This window comes from Rikenella sp., from assembly GCF_056799795.1.
Map to the genome: position 1 here is coordinate 16314 of NZ_JBQIQO010000003.1, position 22341 is coordinate 38654.

Genomic DNA, 22341 nt, shown 5'->3' on the forward strand with positions numbered 1-22341 from the left:
CAGAAAGGGGTAGTGCTTCTGCGACCCAACGGGTCGCGCGGGCCGGAGCCACCCCCGGCGTAGGGCCGCAACATCGCGATGCTTGTTGCGCCCACGCTGGCCCCGGCCGCCCAAGTCAAGCCCGTTAGGGTAACTCCAGCCCTTTGCCCCCCGCGGGCCCGCGGCCCGTTTATTCCGAGAGGCAGCGCAACTGAAGACCGTTGGTTCGTCCACTGGTATGGCTGAGACCAAGGCCTGTGGCGGTGGAGTACAGATACAAACCGCTGATGCTTTTGGTGGAGGCAGACCAGATGAGTCCGTAGTTGCCGATGTTTGTCGTTATGCCTTCGCCGCTGCGGAAGCCCGGGGCGGGCCGCCTCGATTTCAATTTAAGTTAGGGTAGAGGCTGGCGGTTATTTGGGCCGAGGCGGCCAGTCTTCGCGTGCCGAGCGGCACCGTTTATTCCAAGAGGCAACGTAACTGACGACTGCTGGAACGGTAGTATGCGCTGTTGGGATTGAGCCATGTTGCATTGAAACCTAAATCTGTGCCCCGATAATAGTCATCCGAATAGTAAGAGGTAGACGACCAATTGAAGCCTTCGTGGCCAACGGCGCATAAGGATCCTATGCCGTGGCCGCGGTAGCCCGGAGCGGGGCGAGGAGCGGATAAGAATAGCACATAAAAGGGGGGAAGATTGCACGGAGGAGTGGAATAGATCGATATCCGTGCATGCCGGATTTTGTTTTCTGCGAATTCTCGTTACCTTTGTCGCTGATATTCATCTTTTTTCGAAACGATTATGTGGCAACGTATTCAGACGCTCTATCTGTTAATTGTGGCGGGGTTGATGGGGGTGATGTTTTTCATGGATTTCGCGACGGTGACCGTGGGATCGGCGCTGCCGGCGGGGACGACGCAGATGGTGGATGAGGAGGGGACGATTACGAGGGTGACGGTGCCGGAGGGGGTGGAACAGGAAATCGTCTTCGGCCTTTGGGGGGTGTCGCAGAATGGACAACGGGTGGTGGCGACGGTGTATATGGGAATTTTGGTCGCGCTTACGATGGGGGTCGCTTTGGTGACGATCTTTCTGTTTCGGAAACGGGGGGTGCAGGTCAGGTTGTGTTTTGTGCAGGCGGTATTGCTGCTCGGGATCGAGGGCTTTGTGGCGCTTTACATCTACAAACTCAAGGAGGGGTTGGAGGCGATGGGAGGAATGTTTGCTATTCGTTATTCACTGGCGGATCTCTTGCCGATCGTGGCGTTGATCTTCGTCTATTTGGCGTTCCGGGGGATTACGAAGGATATTGCGCTGGTTAAATCGCTGGATCGGATTCGGTGATTCGGGAGGGATACTATTATATATAGGTATATGTTTTGTGCTCGTCGAGGCTTGGGGCTTCGACGAGCACAATTTTTATTGGTACTGGGAGGGGGTTGTGATGTGTGTGAAAATTTGTTCTTCGGGCTTTCGGTTTTCGCGCCGCGACGGGCTGATTATGGGGCTGTGCTCTTGCGGTTCTTCGAACCGCCGGCCTTGTCGCCCAGCGGCGAAGCCGCTCGGGGGAGTGGGCGACAGGCCGAATATGACAGCCTTGGGGTGGTGAATGGGCTTTGTTCTTGCGACTCGCAGAGTCGCGCGAGCCGGACGCCTGCCTCCGGTAGGCCCGCAACACGCCGCTCCGCGTCGAAAATTGCGACCTCCCCGGCGTTCGCCCCACCAAGGTAAAAAAAGTAGGGTAGCGGCTGCCGGTTGTTGGGGTAGTTCCAGTCTGCTTTCGAGTGCCTCTCGTTCCTGTTTATTCCGAGAGGCAACGCAGCTGAAAACCGTAGGCGCGTTCGATCCCGTAGCTGGCGCCAAACCATTTCATATTATAATGTAAGTGGAGGCCGTTTGTGTTGCTGACCGTGGAAGACCAGACGTAACCGGCGTTGCCGGGGTTCCACGATGTGCCTTCGCCGCGACCGCGGCTGCCCGGGGCGGGTCCACCGTGCGTTTTACTGGCCGCCTCTACTCCCGTTTATTCCGAGAGGCAACGTAACTGAAAACCGTAAGCGCGTAAGTCTGTAACCTCGGCTCCGAGATCGCTCATGCTAAAATGCAAACATCCTCCATTGCTTTTCAGAGCTGTTGCTGCCCAGCTGAAGCCACCGCTGCCGGTATAGATTGGGTGGCCGTTCGCCCTTTCGCGGTAGCCCGGGGCGGGCCGCCTCGGATTCAAGTTAGGGTAGAGGCTGCCCTTATTTTTAGGGTAGACCCGGCCCTTTGCCCCCCGCGGGCCCGCGGCGTTTATTCCGAGAGGCAACGCAACTGAAGACCGTAGGCATGGCTGAGGATATTATGCGGGGTGAGTGTGTTGGAACTGAATGTCAAACTTATACCTGCATAATAATCGCTATATCGGGAAAGAGAAAGAGATTGACTGTAGCCGAAATATCCCGTCTCGTTGGGGGTGCCCGATGCTCGGTTGCGGTAGCCCGGGGCGGAGAGAGGGGGATACGAAAAGGGCCCGCGGGATGGTCGTCTCCTCGCGGGCCCTGGGGCTGAGATGGGAGGTCTCTTCTCTCCCGCCGGGCGGGCGTCAGTCGTTGTTGTAACCGAACTGGCGTAATGCCCGGTCGTTGTTGCGCCACTCTTCGGCTACCTTTACGAAAATCTCTAAAAACACTTTCTTCCCCAAAAATGCCTCTAAATCTTTCCGCGCTTCGGTGCCGACCTGTTTCAGCTTCGTTCCCCGGTGGCCGATGATGATCCCTTTCTGGGACTGCCGAGAGACGTAGATCACGGCCCCGATCCGATCCAGCGTCGGGGACTCTTCGTAGGATTCGATCGCCACTTCGACCGAGTAGGGTAGCTCTTTGTCGTAGTGGGTCAGGATCTTCTCCCGAATGATCTCGCTCGCGAAAAAGCGAAGGCTCTTGTCGGTCAGCGTATCTTTCGGATAGTAGGCGGGCCCTTCGGGCAGCAGGGAGACGATCCGTTTGATGACCGGTTCGACGTTGAAGCCCTCCTGGGCGGAGACCGGAATGATCTCGGCGGTCGGGATCGCGGTGTGCCACCAGGAGACCAGTTCTTCCAGTTTTTCCGGGGTGGTCAGGTCGATCTTGTTGATCACCACCAGAACGGGGGTGCCGTCGGCGGCCATGGACTGTACGCGGGTCAGGAAGTCGTTGTTCTTGTCGGGCTGTTCGACGGTGTCGGTCACGTAGACCAGCACGTCGGCGTCGCTCAGGGCGCTCCGCGAAAACTCCAGCATCGATTCCTGAAGCTTGTACTTCGGTTTCAGTACGCCGGGGGTGTCGGAGTAGACGATCTGGAAGTCGGGCCCGCTGACGATCCCCAGGATCCGATGGCGGGTGGTCTGCGCTTTCGAGGTGATGATCGAAAGGCGCTCGCCGACCAGGCGGTTCATCAGGGTCGATTTGCCGACGTTCGGGTTGCCGATGATGTTTACGAAACCGGCTTTATGAGGGGTGTTCGGGGTATCCATACGGGGCTGCGTTTTTTGTCGGGGGTGCATGCAAATAGTGTGCCTCTCGGTGTGTTTATCGGTGGCTCTCGGCGAAGTGGCGGTAGAAGAGGGGCAGGGTGGCGATCCCGCGGCGGAAGTTTTCCAGCGGGAAGTTCTCGTTCGGGGAGTGGATGGCGTCGGTGTCGAGGCCGAAGCCCATCAGGATGGACTGGATGCCCAGAACGCGTTGGAAGGTGCTGATAATGGGAATGCTGCCGCCGCTGTAGAAGGGGACGGGGCGTTTGCCGAAGGTGGTTTCCATCGCTTTCGCGGCGGCGCGGTAGGCGGCGGAGTCGGTGGAGGCGGCGTAGGGATAGCCGCCGTGCAGCGGGGTGCACTTCACGCGGATGCCGTACTGAGGGGCGAGCTGTTCGAGGTGGGCGATCAACTGTTCGGCGGCCCGTTCGGGGTCTTGTCCGGCGGCGAGGCGCATGGAGACTTTGGCGTGGGCGGTGGCGGGGATGATGGTCTTGGCGCCGGGGCCGGTGTAGCCGCTCCAGAGGCCGCAGATGTCCAGCGAGGGACGGATGCCGCGCCGTTCGAGGGTGGTGTAGCCGTTCTCGCCGCGTGGGGTGTCGAGGCCGATGGAGGCGGCGAACCGGCGGTCGTCGAAGGGGGCGGCGTTGATCTCGGCCCGCTCGGCGGGGCTGAACTCCCGGAGGTCGTCGTAGAGGCCGGGAACGGTGATCCGACCGGTGGAGTCGTCGGTCAGGGTGCCGAGCAGTTTGCAGAGGGCGTTGGCGGGGTTGACGACGGTGCCGCCGTAAAGACCGGAGTGAAGGTCGCGGTTGGGGCCGGAGGCTTCGACTTCGATGTAGGTCAGGCCGCGCAGCCCGCAGGTGATGGAGGGGGTGTCGGGGCCCAGCAGGGAGGTGTCGGATACCAATATGACGTCGGCGCGGAGCAGCTCTTTGTGGGCGGCGCACCAGGCGGTCAGCGAGGCGGAGCCGATCTCTTCTTCGCCTTCGAACATGAATTTGACGTTGCACGGAAGGGTGCCGGTGGCGTGCATCGATTCGAAGGCTTTGAGGTGCATGAAGCCTTGGCCTTTGTCGTCGTCGGCGCCGCGACACCAGATTTTGCCGTCGCGGATCACCGGTTCGAAGGGGGAGGTGTGCCACTCGTCGAGGGGGTCGACGGGCATGACGTCGTAGTGGCCGTAGACGAGGACGGTCGGGGCGGTGTCGGAGAGCCGTTTTTCGCCGTAGACGATCGGATGGCCGGGGGTGGGGTGGATTTCGGCGCGGTCGGCGCCGGATTTCAGTAGGGCGTCGCGCAGCCATTCGGCGCAGCGTTCCATGTCGGGGCGGTGGTCGGGGGAGGAACTGATGGAGGGAATGCGCAGATAATCAAAGAGTTCTTTGAGAAAACGGGGCTGGTTCCGGTCGGCGTAGTCGAGGGCGGCTTTCATGGGATTCGGTTCTTGAAAATTTTTTAATGATTGACCCCAAAAATAGTAAAAAAACATAAGAATAACCAAAAGTCCAAAAAGATTGATTTTTCTTTGGCCGTTATACGAAAATATACTATGTTTGTGACATTATTTATTGACAGCCGGGTTTCGGGGCCGCTCGATCGGGAGGGGGCCGAAAGGTGAGGGGGGTGTTTTTTTTTCTGCCGTTCGCTTTCCGTTTCGGGCGGCGGGGTAAACGAAATCGAAAGATGATACGACGGTATTTCCTGGGTGCGGGTGTGTGGGGCGGATTGCTGGGTGGGGTCTTGTTGTGCGGCGGTTGCGGTTCGCGGCCGGTCGAGACGATCGAAAATCTGAAAAATATATCGGCTGACGAGGGCTATGCGGCGAGGAGGTATGCCGAATTCTCGGCGCAGGCGGAGGAGGAGGGGCTGCACAATATTGCCAATCTGTTCGAGGCGTTGGCGTGCTCGGAACGGGTGCATACGGAGAAGAATTTCGAAATCCTGGAGGAGTATGGCGATACGCTGGTCGGGCTGCGGGATTCGGCGCTGACGAGGGGGCGAACGCTGGAGAATCTGGCGGCGACGGTGAGGGTCAAGGATTCGATGGCGAAGACGCTGTTGCCGGCTTTTGCGGAGGCGGCGCGGAGGGAACGGGCGGCGGATGCGGCGAGGCTCCTGGAGTGGATGGGGACGGTGGCGGAACGGCATGTCATTTATTGTCAGAGGGCGTTGGTGAAGCTGGGGCGGGACGGGTCGGATGTGAATGTGATCAATTCGTGGTCGGTGTGTCCGGAGTGCGGGAATTTGTACTATACGACGAGTCTGGAGGAGAATTGCGCCTTGTGTCTGACGCCGGCGAGTCTGTTTTTTCTCTTTCAGTAGGCGGGTTTTTGTCGGAGGGATTTTGTCGGGGGGGATTGAACTGAAGAGGGAGTTAAAACGTTGTGTCAGAGGATGATCTGCGGGTCGTCCTCTCTCTTTTTTACGGGGCGGGGGCGAGGGAGTCGGGGGCAGGAATACGACAAGATTGCTGCAATTTACTCCGAATATGTGTCGCTAATTGTTAAAAAGCATTACATTTGCACCTTGTAACGGATCGCGTCTCGGTGTGCTGGGGCGCGATTTGAAGGAACGAAATTGAAACGATAATTCTAACATTTTTGGCAGTTTAATCATGAAAGGATCAATCTGTGCGGTGCTCGCAGCCACTGCAGTGGCTGTCTCCTGCAAGAAGCAGGAGACAGTAAATCCCGTCTTAGTTACCAGTACCGTGGAGGTGATGCTGGGGGAACCGGCGACCAAGGCGTTCGGCGACAATAAAGCCGAAAATTGGGAGAAAGATGTGTATAATGTGGCGATGTTCGTGTATGAATCGGGGCAGGATGTGTGTGCTTATCAGCGGCAGTTTACTGAATATGAGGTGAAGAAGGGGAAGGCGGTGTTTGCGATTCCGAATGTGAAGGAGAATACGTCGTATGATTTTTATGCCATAGCTAACTGCGATTTTACGGCGGAAATGGCAAGTTATGCGGCAAATAAGCAGGGGGTGGCACGAAGTGTTTTGGAAGGAACGAATTATCAGGAGGGGATGATCAGCGGATCGGTGAGTCGTTTCGGTAATTTGGTAGAGTATAATGGGAGTTTTTCGGTGATTTCTAAAGAGGCGAAGAGAAATTATCAGCAGAATAATAAGGGATTTGCGATGAGTGGCAAGGAGTCAGCGACTACGCCGGCTAAGATTGACAATGTGCCGACACGGGTGACGGTGCCGCTCAAACGGACGGTGGCCAAGGTGATGATCAAATCATCGATTACGTCGGATTTTATCAAGAAATATCCGGGGACGGGTTTCAGAATTATAAATGCGGAGATAGATAGTTTGGCACAGCAGACATTCTTGATGAAACCGAAGGCAATTTCGTCGATCGCGTTGAGAAATGATGCGTTGAAGCAGGTGCCGGATTCGGTGAAAGCAAGTGAAACGGGAACTTTTACGTTGTTTCGGAATCTGTTCTATATCTATGAGAACGGGATTGCGGGGACGGCGGTTGCCAAGACGGAATACAAACCGATTCTGTTCTTGACGGCAGAATTCGATTTTGATGGGAATTGGGAGACCAAGGAGGATAAAAGCACGATTACGTATGAAATTCCGCTGGCTGGTGAGGCGGGGAGTATCGATAATACGAAGGATGCGAATTTCGGGCTCTTCGTGCGGAACGGATCTTATCTGGTGGATGTCGCGATCAATGGGTTGAGTTCGAATGAGGTGGTGGCGGAAATCAAGGTCGAAGAGTGGGAACCTCTTAAGACCCAAAATGTAGAGATCGGGAATAGAAATTAACCTTTTGCGAGAGGGTTTTCTTTCTACGTTTTTCACGGATTGCACATCGCGGGGTGCCGCCAGGGGAGATTTTTCCGGCGGCGCTCGTGCGGTGCGGTAACGGTGGATAGAATCATGAGTTATATCAGTCGTTTCATATTATGGACGGGAATGCTTTCTGTGGTACTGCTGGCGGGCGGTTGCCGGAGGCATACCCTGGACGGGAACGCGGGAAAGGACTCTGAGTTGGTCGATGCGATGCTCATCCTGCGGTGTAATGAGCTCGAAACACGTGCTGCGACGCGCGAAGAGCAGGAACGGCAGGTGAATGACCTCAATCTCTTCTTTGTCCATAAATCATATCCGTCGCCCACGGGGCCGGAGGTGAGACACTACTATTTCTCGGCGGTCGATGTCGCGAAGCATGTCAAATTGACCAATATCCGGCTGGGAAAATATCGGATGTATGCGGTGGCTAATGCGGGGAAAAGCTTGTGTCCGGAGACTGGACACGATCCGGAGACGCCTCCGACGACGGTCAGCGATGCACTTTGCTCGATGACGGAGAACGATATCAAAACGTTGGTGATAAGATTGGATGGAGATGATCGGGAGGATAATTTGTCGCGGGCGGATAATCTGCTGATGAGTTCGGTTTCTCCGTCGGGGAATACGGATAATCCTTATTGTGACGAAACGATGGAGGTGCGGCGTGGGGATGAAGGTGGGTTGCCGACCATTACGATCAATCTGGTGAGAAGGTTGGCTAAGGTGGAATTCTCGTATGAACTGGTGGGCGATGCGGTGGGGAAAATGGAAATCAATTCCATTGCGACGCAGTATATCCCGCTCAGTTTCGGGCTGTTTGGAAAAAAGGGGAATAAACCGACTGCAATGGGGGATTTCAATCCCTATGTCTTGCCTCTTATGGATACGCCGAATGAGGGGAATATGAATGATCCGGTGACTTTTTATCTGCCGGAAAATATGCAGGGGGATGTGGATGGGATTGATTCGCAGGAGGATCGGAATGGGTTTTATGCTCCGCAGTATGCTTCGTATCTTTATATGGATGCGAAATACGAAGGTAGTCAATACGGATTTTCAATCTATTTCGGGAACGATATGGAGGGAGGGAATTTTGATGTCAAGGGAAATGCGTATTACCGGATGCATTTGCAGTTAGGGGGGCCGGACTTAAGCGACATTCGGGTCTCGTCGCTGAAAATCGATGTGACAAAAAAGTTCGAAAAAAATCTTAAGCTGGGGAATGAGGTGGATGCTGAGCTGGAATTGACGTGCTCAAACTATTTTAACGATGAGGTGAAGTTGATCTGTTCGGCGACGGGGGCTACCGGGGTGTCGCAATTCCATGTATTCGAGCTGGAGGATGATGGGACAGTGGGAGATGAATTGTCGAATGTGTCGGAACATGGTGGTTTCACGTATGTCATGTTGCGGACGGATAACCAACCGGGAACGAGAAAGGTGAAGTGCAAGGTGAAGTATACTCAGACGGCGTTGGGTGACGGGGGGCAGAGTGTGACTCTCTTGCTCAAAATGACGACACGTTATGGAACCACGACGTTTCATACTCATGATATCAGGGTGACACCGTAATACTTTTCATATTAGCGGCTGTGGAATGCAAAAAAATCATACGGGCTATTTTTGCTGTGGCGGTGCTGCTGGTCGGGATGGCGGCGACCGGAAACAAGGCGCATGCGCAGTTCTACTCGATTAGGGGAAATGGGCTGCTGTTGCTCTCGGGCACGATCAATATCGGATGCGATATCGCGGTCGGACAGAAATCTTCGCTCGATATCGGACTGTATGCCAATCCGATCAAAATGAATAAACTCTCGCTCATGGGGGTCGGGGTGCAGCCGGGATTCAGGTTCTGGAGGTTCGAACCCAATGCCGGTTCGTTCTGGGGGGTGCATCTCAGCGGGGCGTGGTATGATCTCGGGGATAAATACAATACCAGAAAAGGGTTTCTGGTCGGGCCGGGATTCTCGTGGGGGCATTGCTGGCTGATATCCAAACGATTTACGATCGGGGTCGAGATCGGGGCGGGGATTCTCTACATGCAGGATACCAAAAGGCCGAGGTATACGGATTATACGCAGGATGAGTACATCTACCACTCAAAACGGATTACGGTGGCGCCGACGAAGGCGGATGTCAGTTTTGTGTACCTGTTTTAACGATTTGTCGAATCTCTTTTATCACTACTTTTCGGATAGAACTCGCTTATGAAGCGTACTTTTCTGCTCCTTTTTGCGGCCTGCTGGCTGACGACGCTCCTCTTCAACGGTTGTGCCGTGACGAGCCGATTGGAACGGCATCAGTATACCAGTGTGGTGGCCCATACGCCCAGGCAGATGAGGGAACGGATGAAGGCGGATGAACAGCAGGATACGACCATTTATGAAATGAAGGGGGACAGTGGGTCGCTCTTTGTGGCGAATCGCAGGTCGATGGTGATCGAGGACGACGGGGAGGCGGTGGCCTTGCTCAGGTCGAGGGAGGTCAGTGTGATTGCGAAGACCAGGATGCTGGCCGAACGGGACGGTAAAATCCAGATCGACTTCCTCATTACCATGCCCAGGGAGTTGCAGGGAAATGTGCAGAGTTTTACCATTACGCCGATTATGCACCGAAAGGGGCGGAATGTCGAACTCGAACCGTTGCAGGTGAGGGGGGGACTCTTCAGTAAGTTGCAGGAACGGAATTACTGGCGGTATTCGAAGTTTCAGAGCAAGTTGGTGCGTAGGAGGAAGGGGAATCTGTCGGCGGAGGATACGAGCCGGCTCAAGGAGGCGTTTCACCGTTTCGTGCAGTTCCCGTATCTGGATCGCAGCCGGTTCGACTCGATCCTGAACGGGAAGGAGAAGATCACGTACTTCTATACGCAGGATGTCAAGGTCGAGGAGGATGACAAACGGCTCTATATCTCGCTCAACGGGCGGGTGAATGCGCTGGACGGTAGTTCGTACGATGTGCCGCCGAACGATACGTTGCAGTTCAATATCAGTTCGATGCTGACGTTCGTGCTGCCGATTACGAGGTATATGACCCGGATCGTCGAGAAGTTTGCGGTCGTGAACGACCGGAATTACTTGACGTTCAAGGTCAATAATACCAAAATCATGGACTCGCTGGGGAACAATGCTCAGAATCTGGGGCAGATTCGGGACTTGATGCACACGCTCTTGTACCAGCATGAGTTCTATGTGGACAGTATCGTCCTGACGGCGGCTTCGTCGCCGGAGGGGAGCTTTAGGCACAATAACCGGTTGGCGAGGGAGCGGGCCTACGCTTTGAGCAGGTATCTGAAGCAGGAGTTCGATTTCCCGGAACTCGATACGCTCCTCACGGTGCGTTGGGAGGGTGAAAACTGGACGGACTTCAAGCGGGAGGTGGTGCGTGACGACCAAATCGAGCATCGGGACGAGATATTGAGGCTGGCGAAACAAATCGCGGATCCGGATGAACGCGAGGCGGCGATCAGGAAGCAGTACGGAAAGGATTATCGCTACATTCGGGATGTGATCTATCCGAGGCTCAGGGTCGTGGACTTCAAATACAACCTCCGGAGGGTGGGGATGCTCAAGGACACGATCCATACCACGGTGGTCGATACGGTGTACCAGCGGGCGGTCGAGCTGTTGCGCACGCGTCATTACGAGGAGGCTTCGACGTTGCTGATGCCGTATCGGGACCAGAATACGGCGGTCGCGCTCTTGTCGAGGGGGTTCAATGGGGCGGCGAGGGAGATTCTCTTCGAACTGCCGTCGTCGGCGCAGGTGGAATATCTGAGGGCGATCGTTTGCTCGCGGCTGGGCGAGTGGAAACTGGGAGAACAGTGCTTCCGGAAGGCGTGCGAACTGGACGACTTGCTGGAATATCGGGCCAATCTCGACCCGGAAATGTCACCGTATCTGCATAAACAGGAGAAAGAATGAGGAAGATATTAATTTTAGCGGCAACTGTGGCGGCGGGAATGGCGGGGATGAGCGGTTGTACGCTGACCGAAAAACTGGACGTCGAGATCAATATGAAACCGACGTTGCTGCTGGAGTTTCCGGATAACGACAGGGTTCGGACGCTGCATGCGATGGTCTATGATCCGCAGGGGGTGTTTCAGAATATTCTGGAACTCGAAGACGGGGTGGCGGCTAAGGCGACGGGAAGGGACGGGGAGACGGGGAAAAGGGTGGATACGTTGCTGGCGGGGGTGCCGGAGGGGGAATATCGGGTGGTGTGCTATGCCAATCTGGAGCAGGCGCAGTTGGCGGAACTCAAGCCGGGGGTCTCGACGTGGGAGGAGTTGGCGGTGACGCTCGACCCGAATCGGGAGTATGTCGGGTCGGATGCGGTGTATCACAGCGTGACGACGCATACGGTGAGGAGGGGGAAGCCGGTGTGCGCTTGCCCGGCGCTGGTGCCGAGGTATTATCAGGTGCAGCTTACATTGCAGTCGGATGAGGATAATCCGGCGCTGGTGGAGGAGTATGCGGCTTGTCTGGAGGGGGTGCCGGGGACGATAGACGGGGCGGGGACGATGCATGGAGGGGGGGAGAACGGCTGTTGCTTTACGCCTGAGTTGACGACGGACTTGGCTAATTATCGCAGAACGGCGGAGTTCCAAATGAATCGTTTCGGGGATGGGGACGGCGTGACGCTGGTGTTGTTTAAAGAGGGGGTGCGGATCGCCCGGGTGCCGGTGATTCCGACCGAGTGCGGGGTCGATCCGGAGAGTCCGGAGGAGGTGGTCTTGCCGGTCTTTATCGAAATTGCGATCGATAAGATCTTCATCTCGATTCAGGATTGGAATACGGTGATCGTGCAGAATGCAGGGGTAGGGGGTTGATAATTAGTTGGGTGGGCTGGAGCCGATCGAATTTTCGGGCGTTCTCTCTTCGGAGGGAACGCCTTTTTTGTGGTGTTTCGGTGGGTTACAGGAGTTTTGCTCTCGGCCTGGGGGATATGAAATCGGGGAGTTCGCCAGTCCGGGATATTCGGCGGGGGCAAATGCAAAAAGACCGATATCGGACGTTTGTCCCAATATCGGTCTGTAGGTAAACTGATTGAAAATCAGTTCGATTCGTGGAGCTGGAGGGAATCGAACCCTCGTCCAAACGAGGAACCCCGAAGTGTTCTACATGCTTAGTCTTCGCTTCGTTGTCGGGAAGGGGGCCAGGAGGAAGACGTCCGAACCCGATCCGTAGTCCGTTAAAGTTCGCCCCAGGAACCGGACTGTCAAGGGGCTATCTCTCAATTGATTGATACCCATTGCCGAAACGGGCTGAAAGCGGTCCCTTTCCGGCGGGTACTCGTCGGCCCGACTCCTTGGCCGGGCGGATTAAGGTAATGTCACTTGGTGAGATTACGCAGCGAGTGCATAGCTGTTATTGCCATTTGTAGTTTGAAAGTTCCGTTTAACGAGGTCCCTTACAACCCTCGGCATGCTTGCCCCGAGACTCTTAACCCGCTGTCAAAACCGGTCAGCCCCAAGCAATGATAGAACGGTGCACAGGTATGGCAAATTGTGCGCCGAACGGATACAAAGGTATGAAAAATGTGCCGCCGGTGCAAGGGGGGGCCCGAGGAGCTGGGTGGCGGGACAGAAAAGAAAAACCCCGCGCGCCGAGACGCAACGGGGATATAATGCAAATTTGTAAAAATATCAATCGTGAGCCTTAACGATCACAATCTGTCTGTAAGAATCGACAGATTTGCCTGCTATTTAAATGTGTGACTTTTCCTGTTTTTTCATCTTCGACAATGGCATCGGTACAGCGAATAAGTACCCCATTGTATATGTCATAGTTTGCTGCAAATTGATGAAATATCCCCACTGCGATAGCTGTTTGTTTTTCAAAATCTTCGACATCACCAAATCCAGCATCGTGATGTGGATTAACGTAGTATTCAACGCGTCTGTATTTTTCCATGTTATTTGAATTTTGTTTTCCTCCCCATAGCTGAGAAGGGAGTGTAATTATTCTACATTAACAACTTTGTTATCGCAAAACGACCCACCACCCTTTCTCTTCCGCGATCTGGTAGTCTCCGGCGGTGGCTTTATCTACTTCAAGGTACCCTTCTCCTTGGCCTACCACCGGCAGATCGTTGTAGATTTTGTTCATGGCTGCAACAGAAAGGCGATTGTCGTAGCAACTCAACCCTTTCAACTGCGTATTGTTGCTAACATCCAGCAAGGCAAGTTGATTTTCGTGGCACTCCAATCTTTTTAACTGCGTATTCTTGCTAACATCCAGCAAGGCAAGTTGATTTTCGTGGCACTCCAATATTTTTAACTGCGTATTCTTGCTGATATCTAACGAGGTCAGTTTATTCCAGTGGCAATACAACCTTTCCAACTGGGTATTCTTGCTAACATCCAGTGCGGTCAGTTCATTATCCCTGCAATCCAACCATTCCAACTGGGTATTTTTGCTGACATCCAGCAGGGTCAGTTCATTGTCATCGCACTCCAAATATTTCAACTGCGTATTCTTGCTGATATCCAGCGAGGTCAGTTGATTGGTGCGGCAATGTAATTGTTTCAACTGCGTATTCTTGCTAACATCCAACGAAGTCAATAAATTAACCTCGCAATTCAACACTTTCAACTGCGTACACCCGCTGACATCCAGTGAGGGCAATAGATTATAGTAGCAATACAAATATTGCAACCGGCTGCAATGGTTCAATACAAGAGAAGACAAATCACCATTATTTGCCCCCAATAACGTAATGGCTCCGTCCTGACCGGTTACTTTTACCAAATAAGTACCGACTTTGTCGTATCGGTGGGTATATTCCGCCCCCTCATACCACTCTCCGTCCTCTTCGTCATATTCTTCTTTTAACTCAGGCATTTGGAAATTTTCCAACACCGTCCCATCCCCCCAGTCAATCGTAACAGTTCCCGTACCGGCAAGCTCGATCTCAAACTCGGGGCCATAGGAACTTTTACATTCTGCCGTTAGTTCGACGCTCCACGGGCCGTTGGGATTGTCGAGTTCGTCGTTGTCCTTTTTGCAGGACGAAACCATAACAGCCGCCAAGGCCGTTAAGAAAACGAAAAGATGCTTTTTCATCAGCATAAAAATTTTGTCGCCCCTCCGACTCCGAGAAAGACAGGGTGTGTAGAAAAAAGAAAGTGTGGAGTCGTTAGTTTATCCGATAGGAGGCTCTGGTAAGCCCAAGTCACAAATAAACAATACCCCACACCTGTATAAAGCACGCTCAGAACGAGGCATACGTATACAAGTGACGAGTGTTATTGCTATCCTTGTGACTTTGAAATTTACCAGATTTCCTATCAAGGACAAAAGCTAAACACTTTCATCAATATGTCTGCCGGAAGCCATGCTCCTGACACCGACAAAGATAGAAAATGTTTCGTAGCGAACACTCTTTTGGGGTATTGCACCGGCAAATTTCGGCCAAACTTTCCGAAATTCCGCTATTGAACCGAAACTATGTTCATCGTATGTTTGTCGGACGGGGGGCGGTTCGGGCAAGAAACCCTATCTTTGTCGCATACATCACGGGAAAGGACTTGAAATGATACAGATAGACGATAAAATCATTAGTTTGGAGCTCTTTACGGCTCGTTTCTGCTGCGACCTGGGGGCGTGTCGGGGGGAGTGCTGTGTGGAGGGCAATGCGGGGGCGCCGCTCGATGCGGAGGAGGTGGCGGAGTTGGAAAACGAGTGGGAGCACTATGCGCCGTACATGACGCAGGAGGGGATTGGGGTGGTGCAGCGGCTGGGGGTGGCGGTGACGGACGAAGAGGGGGACCTCACGACGCCGCTGGTCGCGGCCGGGGCGGAGTGTGTCTATGCGATCCGGGAGAATGGGGTGACGTGGTGTGCGATCGAAAAGGCGTGGCGGGAGGGCCGCACGCCGTTCCGAAAACCGATTTCGTGTCATCTCTATCCGATTCGGCTGGTGAGGCTCTCGAACGGGATGACGGGGTTGCAGTATCACCGGTGGGAGGTCTGCCGGGCGGCGGAGGTGCTGGGGGCGGAGCGGGGGGAACCGCTCTATAGGACGCTGCGGGAGCCGATCGTCCGTCGTTTCGGCGAGGCGTTTTTCCGTGAAATGGAGGCGTGCGAAGCGGAACTCCGCAAGATGGGGGAAATATGACGGGGGGACTTTCGGGAGGCGGTAGTTTCGTTTATCCGGTGCGTGTACAAAGGGTTGGATAGAACTGGTTAAGCGATACATAGTATCGCTCCGTCCTGTCCGTGCGCCCGTTGGGATTTTGTTAGGGTTGTCTATGCCTTACTAGCCGACCGCCGCCCGCGTAGGGTAGTTCTAGCCGGGGCAATGGTCAGATGCGCGCCTCGCCTAAAGAGGGAAATCGTCAAAATGTGCTGGCACGTTTTGACAAGATTTCCCCAGGCGCGCGAACAGAGAATTGGGGTAGAGGCTGGCATTAAAACGCCCTGTGGGCGCGCCCGCCCGCGTAAAGAGGGATTTCGCTCATTTTGCGACAGCAAAATCGAGATGAAATCCCAGCGGGCGACGTTTAGGAGTAGATACGCCTATCTTTCGGGTGCCGAGCGGTACCGGCGGAGCGACAGCGGAGCCGCAGTGAGGCTGATACGGGCGGAGAACTGGGTTCTGCTTTGGGTGGTGGGTTGGGCTGAACTGTTGGCTGTGCTTTGGACCGCGATTGTCGCTCAAGCCGCGTAGCGGCTTCGGGGGGATGGGCGGACAGGCCGAACCCGAGAGCTTTAGGCGGTGAATGGGTGTCGCTTTTGCGACCCGGCGGGTCGCCGGGTCTGCGCACTGGGCCGTTCGTCCTACCCTCGGAGCGCACAGACCGAAATCAACAGAATGGGGCTGTGCTTTGGGCCGAGCTTCTGCGACCCTTTGGGTCGCGCAGTTCGCCGTCACCCCCTGCGGCGGGCTGCAACTCGACGGAGCTCGTTGCACTCACCGCTGGCGGCGAACAGCTTAAAAGAGACGCCTGATGTCGTTTTTCCGAAATATAAGACTGCGGTATTCGTGAACGGTTGTTTTTGGCACGGTTATAAAGATTGCAAGCATTCCCATCTCCCATCGACCAATTTCGAGCATTGGGAAAAAAAGATCGCGGATAATTTAGAACGGGACGAACGAAAAAACGGGAATTGGAAAAACTCGGATATTGCGTACTCATGATTTGGTAATACTAGTTGAAAAAATCAGTAAAAAGGTTGCAATTTATAGGAATTACACAATAAAACTGTCGGGTGTATTTGAAAAATAATTGGAAATATGCCAATGTGTGCTCAAATCGATAACCGATCTTATCGACAGCAGCACGCCTTGCGATAGAATAAATTATTGGGATTTATACGAGAGTATTTATAAGTTGCTTCCGTTCTTTCCGCAAGCGCTGGATATGTACCGCGATAGATTGCGGGACAGACTCTTGCCTAATTTGAAAATCCGCGACTATGAGGGATTCAATCAATATGGGCAACGCATAATAATCGCTCCGAACAACGGCATCAACCCATTCATATTAGGGCAAATAATAGCGACTTTGATTTACGTTTCGGAAAGCTGTCAAAAAAATGCAAGATACGATTCATGGGTGATATTCATCCGACGATAGCGGCTGCAACACGAAAATTATTCGAAGATTCCCATTATGCAGAAGCTGTCGAAGCCGCTTTTCGTGAAATAACAGTTCGCGTCAAACGTATCGTTAAAATCGCTACGAATACTTCGATTCATGTCACGGACGAGGATTTCGCCCTACAAGGCGGATTGATTCCTGAAGCGGAATATTCCGATGGCTATACGCGAACGGAACACCCTTGCCAGACTGATTTCGAGACATTCGGGCGACGGATCAACGTGTTGCCGAAAAAGATGACGGAGATTCTCGATCAGTTCACACAGGAGCAACCGGAGGTCTATGCGTTAATAGACCGCTCTTTCCTTGACGAGAAAATCAAGCGGATGTACAAACGGTCGTATGAAGAAAGATTGAGAAAGTTCGACAGAGAATCATTAAATATATCAATCTTGATTGTAAAATTACTATCTTTACAAAAAAACACCATACGATGAAATCTTTTGCAATCTTTAACAACAAGGGTGGGGTTGGAAAAACAACACTACTATGCAATGTTGCTGCGTATTTAAAATTATATTTACATAAACGAGTCTTAGTTATAGATGCAGACCCCCAATGTAATGCAACTTTATACATGTTCTCGGAACAATGTATTGAAGACTTTTACACTACTAAAAAATACTCCACCATTTACGATATAGTTCAACACTTAAAAAGAGGTAAGGGCTACATGCCTAAGGAGAATATTCCAATCTATAATAGTACGGGATTTGACGTAGACATCATTATTGGAGATCCCCGATTTGCTATTCTGGAGGATTTTTTTAGCGGAGATTGGTTGAGCAGTAATTCAGGAGAAGAAAGAGGTTTACTAACAACATTTATCTTCAAAGATTTAGCTTACAAGCTATCCTCTGATTATGATTATATTATTTATGATGTTGGTCCATCATTAGGAGCAATCAATAGAAATGTATTGATTGGATGTGATTATTTTATTATCCCAATGTCTTCCGATATTTTTAGTCAAAAAGCTATCGAAAATATTTCGGAATCCTTAGCGGAATGGAAAAAATATTTAAACCGAGGACTTGAGGATTTTAAAAATAAAGAAGGACATCCATATAATATCAATAATATTAATGTAAATTTTTGTATTCAGTTCTTAGGATATGTCAATCAACAGTATACAGCAAAAAAGAAAAAGGACACAATAAGACCAGTTAAAGCATACGATGCCATTATACGAAAATTTCATAATATCATTACAACAAAGCTGTCGCCTTTCTATCCAGAATTATCAAATCCAAACATCTTACTTTTGGGAGAAATTCCAACCTTGCATAGTCTCGTTCCCCTGTCACAAGCTGCTCACAAACCTATTTTCAGACTATCCAAAGCCGATGGAGTTGTTGGCGCTCATTTTACAAAGGTTTCTGATTTTAAGGCAGTCATAGGAAGTATAACCGAAAGGATTTTATGTAATATTGATTATTATGATCAGCTGGCCGATTAATTTGATCACAGATATCGCTCGGAGGCAATGCGTTTTATTTTTAGGGGCAGGAGTCTCTAAAAATGCAACAAACAAGACCGGAAGATCGCCTAAGACATGGTCTGAGTTTTTGAAAGCCGGTGTTTCGCAAGTTGCAAATGCCTCTGATAAAAAAGTAATTTCCAATTGTATTAAAAGAGGGGATTATTTGATGGCTTGTGAATTGTTGAAAAATTCTTTGGATAGCGGCAAATTTATTAATTTATTGAGAGATGAATTTCAGCGGCCGGGATTTAAGGTGGCTGATATTCATAAAGATATCTTTCTATTAGATTCAAGAATTGTTATAACGCCTAATTTTGATAAAATTTATGAGTCATATGCTGCAAGTGAAACACAAGGAACTATCATAACCAAATACTATTATGATACAGACATTGTTGATGTATTACGAGATGATGCTTATATTATATTAAAGATTCATGGATGTATAGATTCTCCTAATCAGGTAATTTTCTCCAAATTAGATTATATAGAAAAGAGAAATCTATACCGTTCTTTTTATGAAATATTAGAAGCCTTAGCTCTAACTAAAACATTTGTTTTCATTGGGGCAGGTTTGAATGATCCTGATATTCAATTATTGCTTGAAAATCATGCTTTCAGACATAAAGTCAGCCATAAACATTATTTTGTTTTACCAAAAAAATATACATCAGAACAAGAATTGGATGTGTATTCGGAATCAATGAATCTGGAATTCATCCTATATGATGATAAATCAGAGCATAAAGAACTAAAAGAGTCGATTAAAGAACTAATATCTATAGTAGATAATAAAAGAAATGAAATAGCAACAGCAAGAAATTGGTAAATCTATTGATACTATTCAAGAAATACGCAATAATGCTGATTTAAAATTCCAACAGCCCCTACCAAAATTTTGGTAGGGGCTGTTGGAATACTGAGTTGTTCCGATTCCCTTTCGCTCCAAATACAGTTCGAAATCGCGCAGCATGGACGAGGTGATTTCCTCGAAGTGCAGATCCTACGGATGAAATTGCTTCCACAAAGAAAAAGAATAAGTGACGCGATGATATTTCGAAGCCGTCCGTACTCGTCCACCGACTCCATACGTTCGATCATTCGACAGAAACGACGGTCATACCCAGCGCGACGGTCTTGATCTGCCGCCGGTGCGTGAAACGGAGTGACAATGGGAAACGTCCGTGTCGGTTGAGCGCGTCTTGTCGACATACGATTTTGATTTTCATGTGATTCGCTGTTATGCGAACGGTAGGCTATTCTCTGTAAAACGTGTAAAGCATGCTGTAAAGCATAGGTCCAAAAATCCGTATTCTGTCATCGGTTTGCGAAGATTCGTGCAATCGCGAATCCCTGCCGCATCGCTCGCATTAGCGAAGCAACCGGCTGACAATCAAAAGAAAAAGGCAGCCATTTCAGACTGCCTTCGTGAGCGGAAAACGAGACTCGAACTCGCGACCCCAACCTTGGCAAGGTTGTGCTCTACCAACTGAGCTATTTCCGCAATTATATGTTTCGCCCCCCGTACCTTGCCGCGGTTGAAAACCCCTCTCGGAAACGGCTGAACCGCCGTTTCGGGCAAAGTTGTGTCCTACCAACTGAGCTATTTCCGCACTAATATGTTTCTCCCCGGCCTACCCAATGGATATTCTCCTCGATCCCCCGCTGCGAATCCGGCAGCAAAAATAACACCTATTTTCGATTACGCCAAATATTTTTCCCTTTTCCGATACCCCCAAGCATCGAAAACCTCAACACTCGATTCAGTTGCCCAGCCTCACCACCTCTCCAATCCCCGGCATCACGACCGGCAACGAATCCCGCTCCGCCAACCTCCGCGCATGCTCCAGCGGCTCATCCCACGCATGCCGCGCCAACGCATACTTCGAGTGATGCACCGTCACGATCCGTTCCGCCCCCAGTTCCCTCGCCGCACGTCCCAAATACTCCGGCATCGTGTGAATATACCGCCACGCCTCGTTGTACTGACCGTTTTCGAGCATCGCCAGCGTGATACCCGGAAACCGGCGTCCGATATCCGCAAACCGATCGTCGTATCCGCCATCCCCTCCGATGTAGATGCGCTGCGTCGGCGAATCGATCAGAAACGAAGCCCACAGCGTCCGGTTCCGCCGCAAGCCGCGTCCCGAGAAGTGACGCGTTGGCAGACAAACCACCCTGAATCCCTCCTCCGTCATCGCCTCCTCGTCCCAGTCCAGTTCGACGATCCGTTTCGGTTCGAACCCCCAATATTCGAAATGTTCGCCCACCCCCAACGGACAGACCACCCGTCCGACCCGCTCGCGGAGTCGCACCACCGTCTCGTAATCCAAATGATCCCAATGGTCATGCGTAATGACCAGATAGTCGATCCTCGGCATGTCCTCCGGCGCATACGCATCCGTAGCCGCAAACGGACGGTTGACGAACGAGACCGGCGCAGCCCGGCAAAAGACCGGATCGACCAGTATCCGCCGCCCGGCCGTCTGCACCAGATAGGACGAATGCCCGAACCACACCAGCAACTCTTGGTTCGCATCCAACGCTTTCAGATCGGTTCTCGTCACCTCCATCGGTTTCGTCGGCCTCACCCCCGCCGCATCCTCCCGAAAGAGGAACTTCCACACCGTCCTCCACCATTCCCCCTTCGACGTCATCATCACCGTCGCCTGCCGGTTCCGAAACTCCCCGTCCCGGAAATTCGGCGACCTCTCGATCCGTTCCTTCCGTTCGCCGCGCGGCAGCCGACCGAACTGCGGCCGGTTGAGAAACACGACTGCCGCTATCCCCGCAATCGCCACCAGCCCCAATAAGACAACTCCCATTCGTACAACTATTTTCACTTCGACACTCCCAATTTATTCAGCATCCAAGACGTCTCCCCGTCAATCGAGCGCAACGCCGTATCGGATCAAGGCTTCGAGATGGTCGTCCTCGTCCACCGCCGAGAATGACCCGCCCCGTACATTTTCGTATCCGTACCGCCCGAAACATTCGATCACCAGCGGATCGACATCCCGCCGATTTCGGACACTGCCCATAGGCGTTTCGAACGGATCGGCCTGCACCAGCCCCACCGGTTTGTATTTTTTCGTCCACTCGGCTCCCCTTCCGTACTCGTGTTTTCGCAACGTGCGCTTCAGGTCTCGCGTATAACCGACAAAATATTTTCCATCCCGCAACTCCAAGACATAACGCACCAAGGCCTGTGCCGCGAACTGCTGCTTCGAGGCTTTGATCTGGCGGAAATAGCCGTAACGATGCAGTTTCCGGAGGGTCTTCTCTTCCGAGACTTCGCACCAGCTTCCTCCCCTCACCCGCTGCCACCCTTCGCGTTCCATCCACTCGATCGTCACCCGGTTTTCATACTTATCCTCGTCGTATTCGGTCTCGACATAGAAGACCTGCCGCTCCGAGCACCGGACGACCTTGTGCAACTTGGTCCATTCGGCCCCCTTTCCGTGGAGATGTTGTCGATACCGTCCGTCTGGATGGTGCGTTTTTCCCACGTACCAAAAGCCGTCTTCGAGCTGAAGGACGTAAATATGAATCGGATAGGTGGAATCGGGCACATGCATAGCGACCGGAAGATACGAAAAAACGGCGATTCGCACAATTTGGCCCCGATCCGCCGGTTCCCGCCCCGGGCTTCCTCAGCCACGGCGACGGGCTGCTGTATCAGACGGGAAATTACGGTTACGATTGGTCGTCGTCCGTGAACAGCATCGGCGGGCGGAATTTGAATTTCTACACCTCGAACATCAACCCCAGCTACGTGAGCGGTCGTGGTTACGGTTTTCCGTTGCGTTGCCTCTCGGAATAAACAGGAAAGGGTACGCGCAGGGGCGATTATGGTAGAGGCGGCCATTAAAAGACGCTGTGCGTCTGTCCCGTGCGGCTTTGCGAGCCGCAGAAGCAACGCCTCTTTCATTACCACAACCCATCGGTTTCGGCCTTGTCGCCCAGCGGC

Annotated in this window: 20 protein-coding genes, 1 tRNA gene and 1 other RNA gene; 12 read left to right on the forward strand and 10 right to left on the reverse strand. The window is 52.3% G+C overall.

Going from position 1 to position 22341, the window contains the following annotated elements; all coding sequences use genetic code 11:
* Nucleotides 1-169: 169 nt before the first annotated feature.
* On the reverse strand, nt 170-367 hold the full coding sequence (locus tag ACTO3O_RS01335; protein ID WP_297830897.1) for a hypothetical protein: 198 nt from the start codon (nt 365-367) through the stop codon (nt 170-172).
* A gap of 414 nt (nt 368-781) precedes the next feature.
* Between ACTO3O_RS01335 and ACTO3O_RS01340 the strand changes: the two genes are divergently transcribed.
* Nucleotides 782-1324, forward strand: a complete 543-nt coding sequence (locus ACTO3O_RS01340) for a DUF4293 domain-containing protein (protein ID WP_297830899.1) — start codon at nt 782-784, stop codon at nt 1322-1324.
* 1240 nt (nt 1325-2564) lie between these two features.
* On the opposite strand, the gene era is transcribed toward ACTO3O_RS01340, so the two are convergent.
* Complete coding sequence (gene era, locus ACTO3O_RS01345) at nt 2565-3473, reverse strand: GTPase Era (RefSeq protein ID WP_297830901.1); 909 nt, start codon at nt 3471-3473, stop codon at nt 2565-2567.
* 55 nt (nt 3474-3528) lie between these two features.
* A complete protein-coding gene (locus ACTO3O_RS01350) occupies nt 3529-4905 on the reverse strand; it encodes a dipeptidase (protein WP_298080842.1) in 1377 nt (458 codons plus the stop codon).
* Between the two features lie 251 nt (nt 4906-5156).
* Between ACTO3O_RS01350 and ACTO3O_RS01355 the strand changes: the two genes are divergently transcribed.
* From ACTO3O_RS01355 to ACTO3O_RS01380, 6 genes are all read left to right on the forward strand, one after another.
* On the forward strand, nt 5157-5795 hold the full coding sequence (locus tag ACTO3O_RS01355) for a ferritin family protein (protein WP_297830905.1): 639 nt from the start codon (nt 5157-5159) through the stop codon (nt 5793-5795).
* Nucleotides 5796-6087: 292 nt separating this feature from the next.
* Nucleotides 6088-7257, forward strand: a complete 1170-nt coding sequence (locus ACTO3O_RS01360) for a hypothetical protein (RefSeq protein WP_297830909.1) — start codon at nt 6088-6090, stop codon at nt 7255-7257.
* A 114-nt stretch (nt 7258-7371) separates the two neighbouring features.
* Complete coding sequence (locus ACTO3O_RS01365) at nt 7372-8856, forward strand: DUF4906 domain-containing protein (RefSeq protein WP_298080846.1); 1485 nt, start codon at nt 7372-7374, stop codon at nt 8854-8856.
* A 20-nt stretch (nt 8857-8876) separates the two neighbouring features.
* Complete coding sequence (locus ACTO3O_RS01370) at nt 8877-9443, forward strand: DUF3575 domain-containing protein (protein ID WP_294593721.1); 567 nt, start codon at nt 8877-8879, stop codon at nt 9441-9443.
* 48 nt (nt 9444-9491) lie between these two features.
* Nucleotides 9492-11204 (forward strand): hypothetical protein, encoded by a 1713-nt coding sequence (locus tag ACTO3O_RS01375; protein ID WP_297627051.1) that lies wholly within the window; start codon nt 9492-9494, stop codon nt 11202-11204.
* Nucleotides 11201-12112: a FimB/Mfa2 family fimbrial subunit gene (locus ACTO3O_RS01380; protein WP_297830913.1), complete on the forward strand. Its 912-nt coding sequence runs from the start codon at nt 11201-11203 to the stop codon at nt 12110-12112. Before ACTO3O_RS01375 ends, ACTO3O_RS01380 begins: the two co-directional genes overlap by 4 nt.
* A 234-nt stretch (nt 12113-12346) precedes the next feature.
* Here ACTO3O_RS01380 and ssrA read toward each other — a convergent pair.
* The 3 genes from ssrA to ACTO3O_RS01395 form a co-directional block, all read right to left on the reverse strand.
* Nucleotides 12347-12754: a transfer-messenger RNA gene (gene ssrA / locus ACTO3O_RS01385) on the reverse strand.
* A gap of 187 nt (nt 12755-12941) precedes the next feature.
* On the reverse strand, nt 12942-13196 hold the full coding sequence (locus ACTO3O_RS01390; RefSeq protein ID WP_297830915.1) for a hypothetical protein: 255 nt from the start codon (nt 13194-13196) through the stop codon (nt 12942-12944).
* A 69-nt stretch (nt 13197-13265) separates the two neighbouring features.
* Nucleotides 13266-14348 (reverse strand): leucine-rich repeat domain-containing protein, encoded by a 1083-nt coding sequence (locus ACTO3O_RS01395; protein WP_297830917.1) that lies wholly within the window; start codon nt 14346-14348, stop codon nt 13266-13268.
* 469 nt (nt 14349-14817) lie between these two features.
* Between ACTO3O_RS01395 and ACTO3O_RS01400 the strand changes: the two genes are divergently transcribed.
* The 5 genes from ACTO3O_RS01400 to ACTO3O_RS01420 all read left to right on the forward strand — a co-directional run bounded on the left by ACTO3O_RS01400 (nt 14818) and on the right by ACTO3O_RS01420 (nt 19200).
* Nucleotides 14818-15402: a DUF3109 family protein gene (locus ACTO3O_RS01400; RefSeq protein ID WP_298080850.1), complete on the forward strand. Its 585-nt coding sequence runs from the start codon at nt 14818-14820 to the stop codon at nt 15400-15402.
* A 696-nt stretch (nt 15403-16098) separates the two neighbouring features.
* Nucleotides 16099-16425, forward strand: a complete 327-nt coding sequence (locus tag ACTO3O_RS01405) for a hypothetical protein (RefSeq protein ID WP_367270612.1) — start codon at nt 16099-16101, stop codon at nt 16423-16425.
* A 414-nt stretch (nt 16426-16839) separates the two neighbouring features.
* The gene (locus ACTO3O_RS01410) at nt 16840-17325 is read left to right on the forward strand and encodes a TIGR02391 family protein (RefSeq protein WP_297830942.1); all 486 of its coding nucleotides are present in this window, start codon (nt 16840-16842) and stop codon (nt 17323-17325) included.
* Entirely contained in the window at nt 17322-18347 is a 1026-nt protein-coding gene (locus ACTO3O_RS01415; RefSeq protein ID WP_297830939.1) for a ParA family protein, read from the forward strand. Before ACTO3O_RS01410 ends, ACTO3O_RS01415 begins: the two co-directional genes overlap by 4 nt.
* 1 nt (nt 18348) lies before the next feature.
* Nucleotides 18349-19200, forward strand: coding sequence for an SIR2 family protein (locus tag ACTO3O_RS01420; protein ID WP_297830936.1), 852 nt, complete (start codon nt 18349-18351; stop codon nt 19198-19200).
* A 268-nt stretch (nt 19201-19468) separates the two neighbouring features.
* On the opposite strand, the gene ACTO3O_RS01425 is transcribed toward ACTO3O_RS01420, so the two are convergent.
* The 4 genes from ACTO3O_RS01425 to ACTO3O_RS01440 form a co-directional block, all read right to left on the reverse strand.
* Nucleotides 19469-19600 carry a hypothetical protein gene (locus ACTO3O_RS01425; RefSeq protein ID WP_482596372.1) on the reverse strand — a complete coding sequence of 44 codons (132 nt, stop codon included), beginning with the start codon at nt 19598-19600 and terminating at the stop codon, nt 19469-19471.
* A gap of 202 nt (nt 19601-19802) precedes the next feature.
* Nucleotides 19803-19875, reverse strand: a tRNA-Gly gene (locus ACTO3O_RS01430).
* A gap of 259 nt (nt 19876-20134) precedes the next feature.
* Nucleotides 20135-21196 carry an MBL fold metallo-hydrolase gene (locus tag ACTO3O_RS01435; protein WP_297830934.1) on the reverse strand — a complete coding sequence of 354 codons (1062 nt, stop codon included), beginning with the start codon at nt 21194-21196 and terminating at the stop codon, nt 20135-20137.
* Nucleotides 21197-21256: 60 nt separating this feature from the next.
* Nucleotides 21257-21949 (reverse strand): GIY-YIG nuclease family protein, encoded by a 693-nt coding sequence (locus ACTO3O_RS01440; RefSeq protein ID WP_297830932.1) that lies wholly within the window; start codon nt 21947-21949, stop codon nt 21257-21259.
* Between the last annotated feature and the right edge of the window lie 392 nt (nt 21950-22341).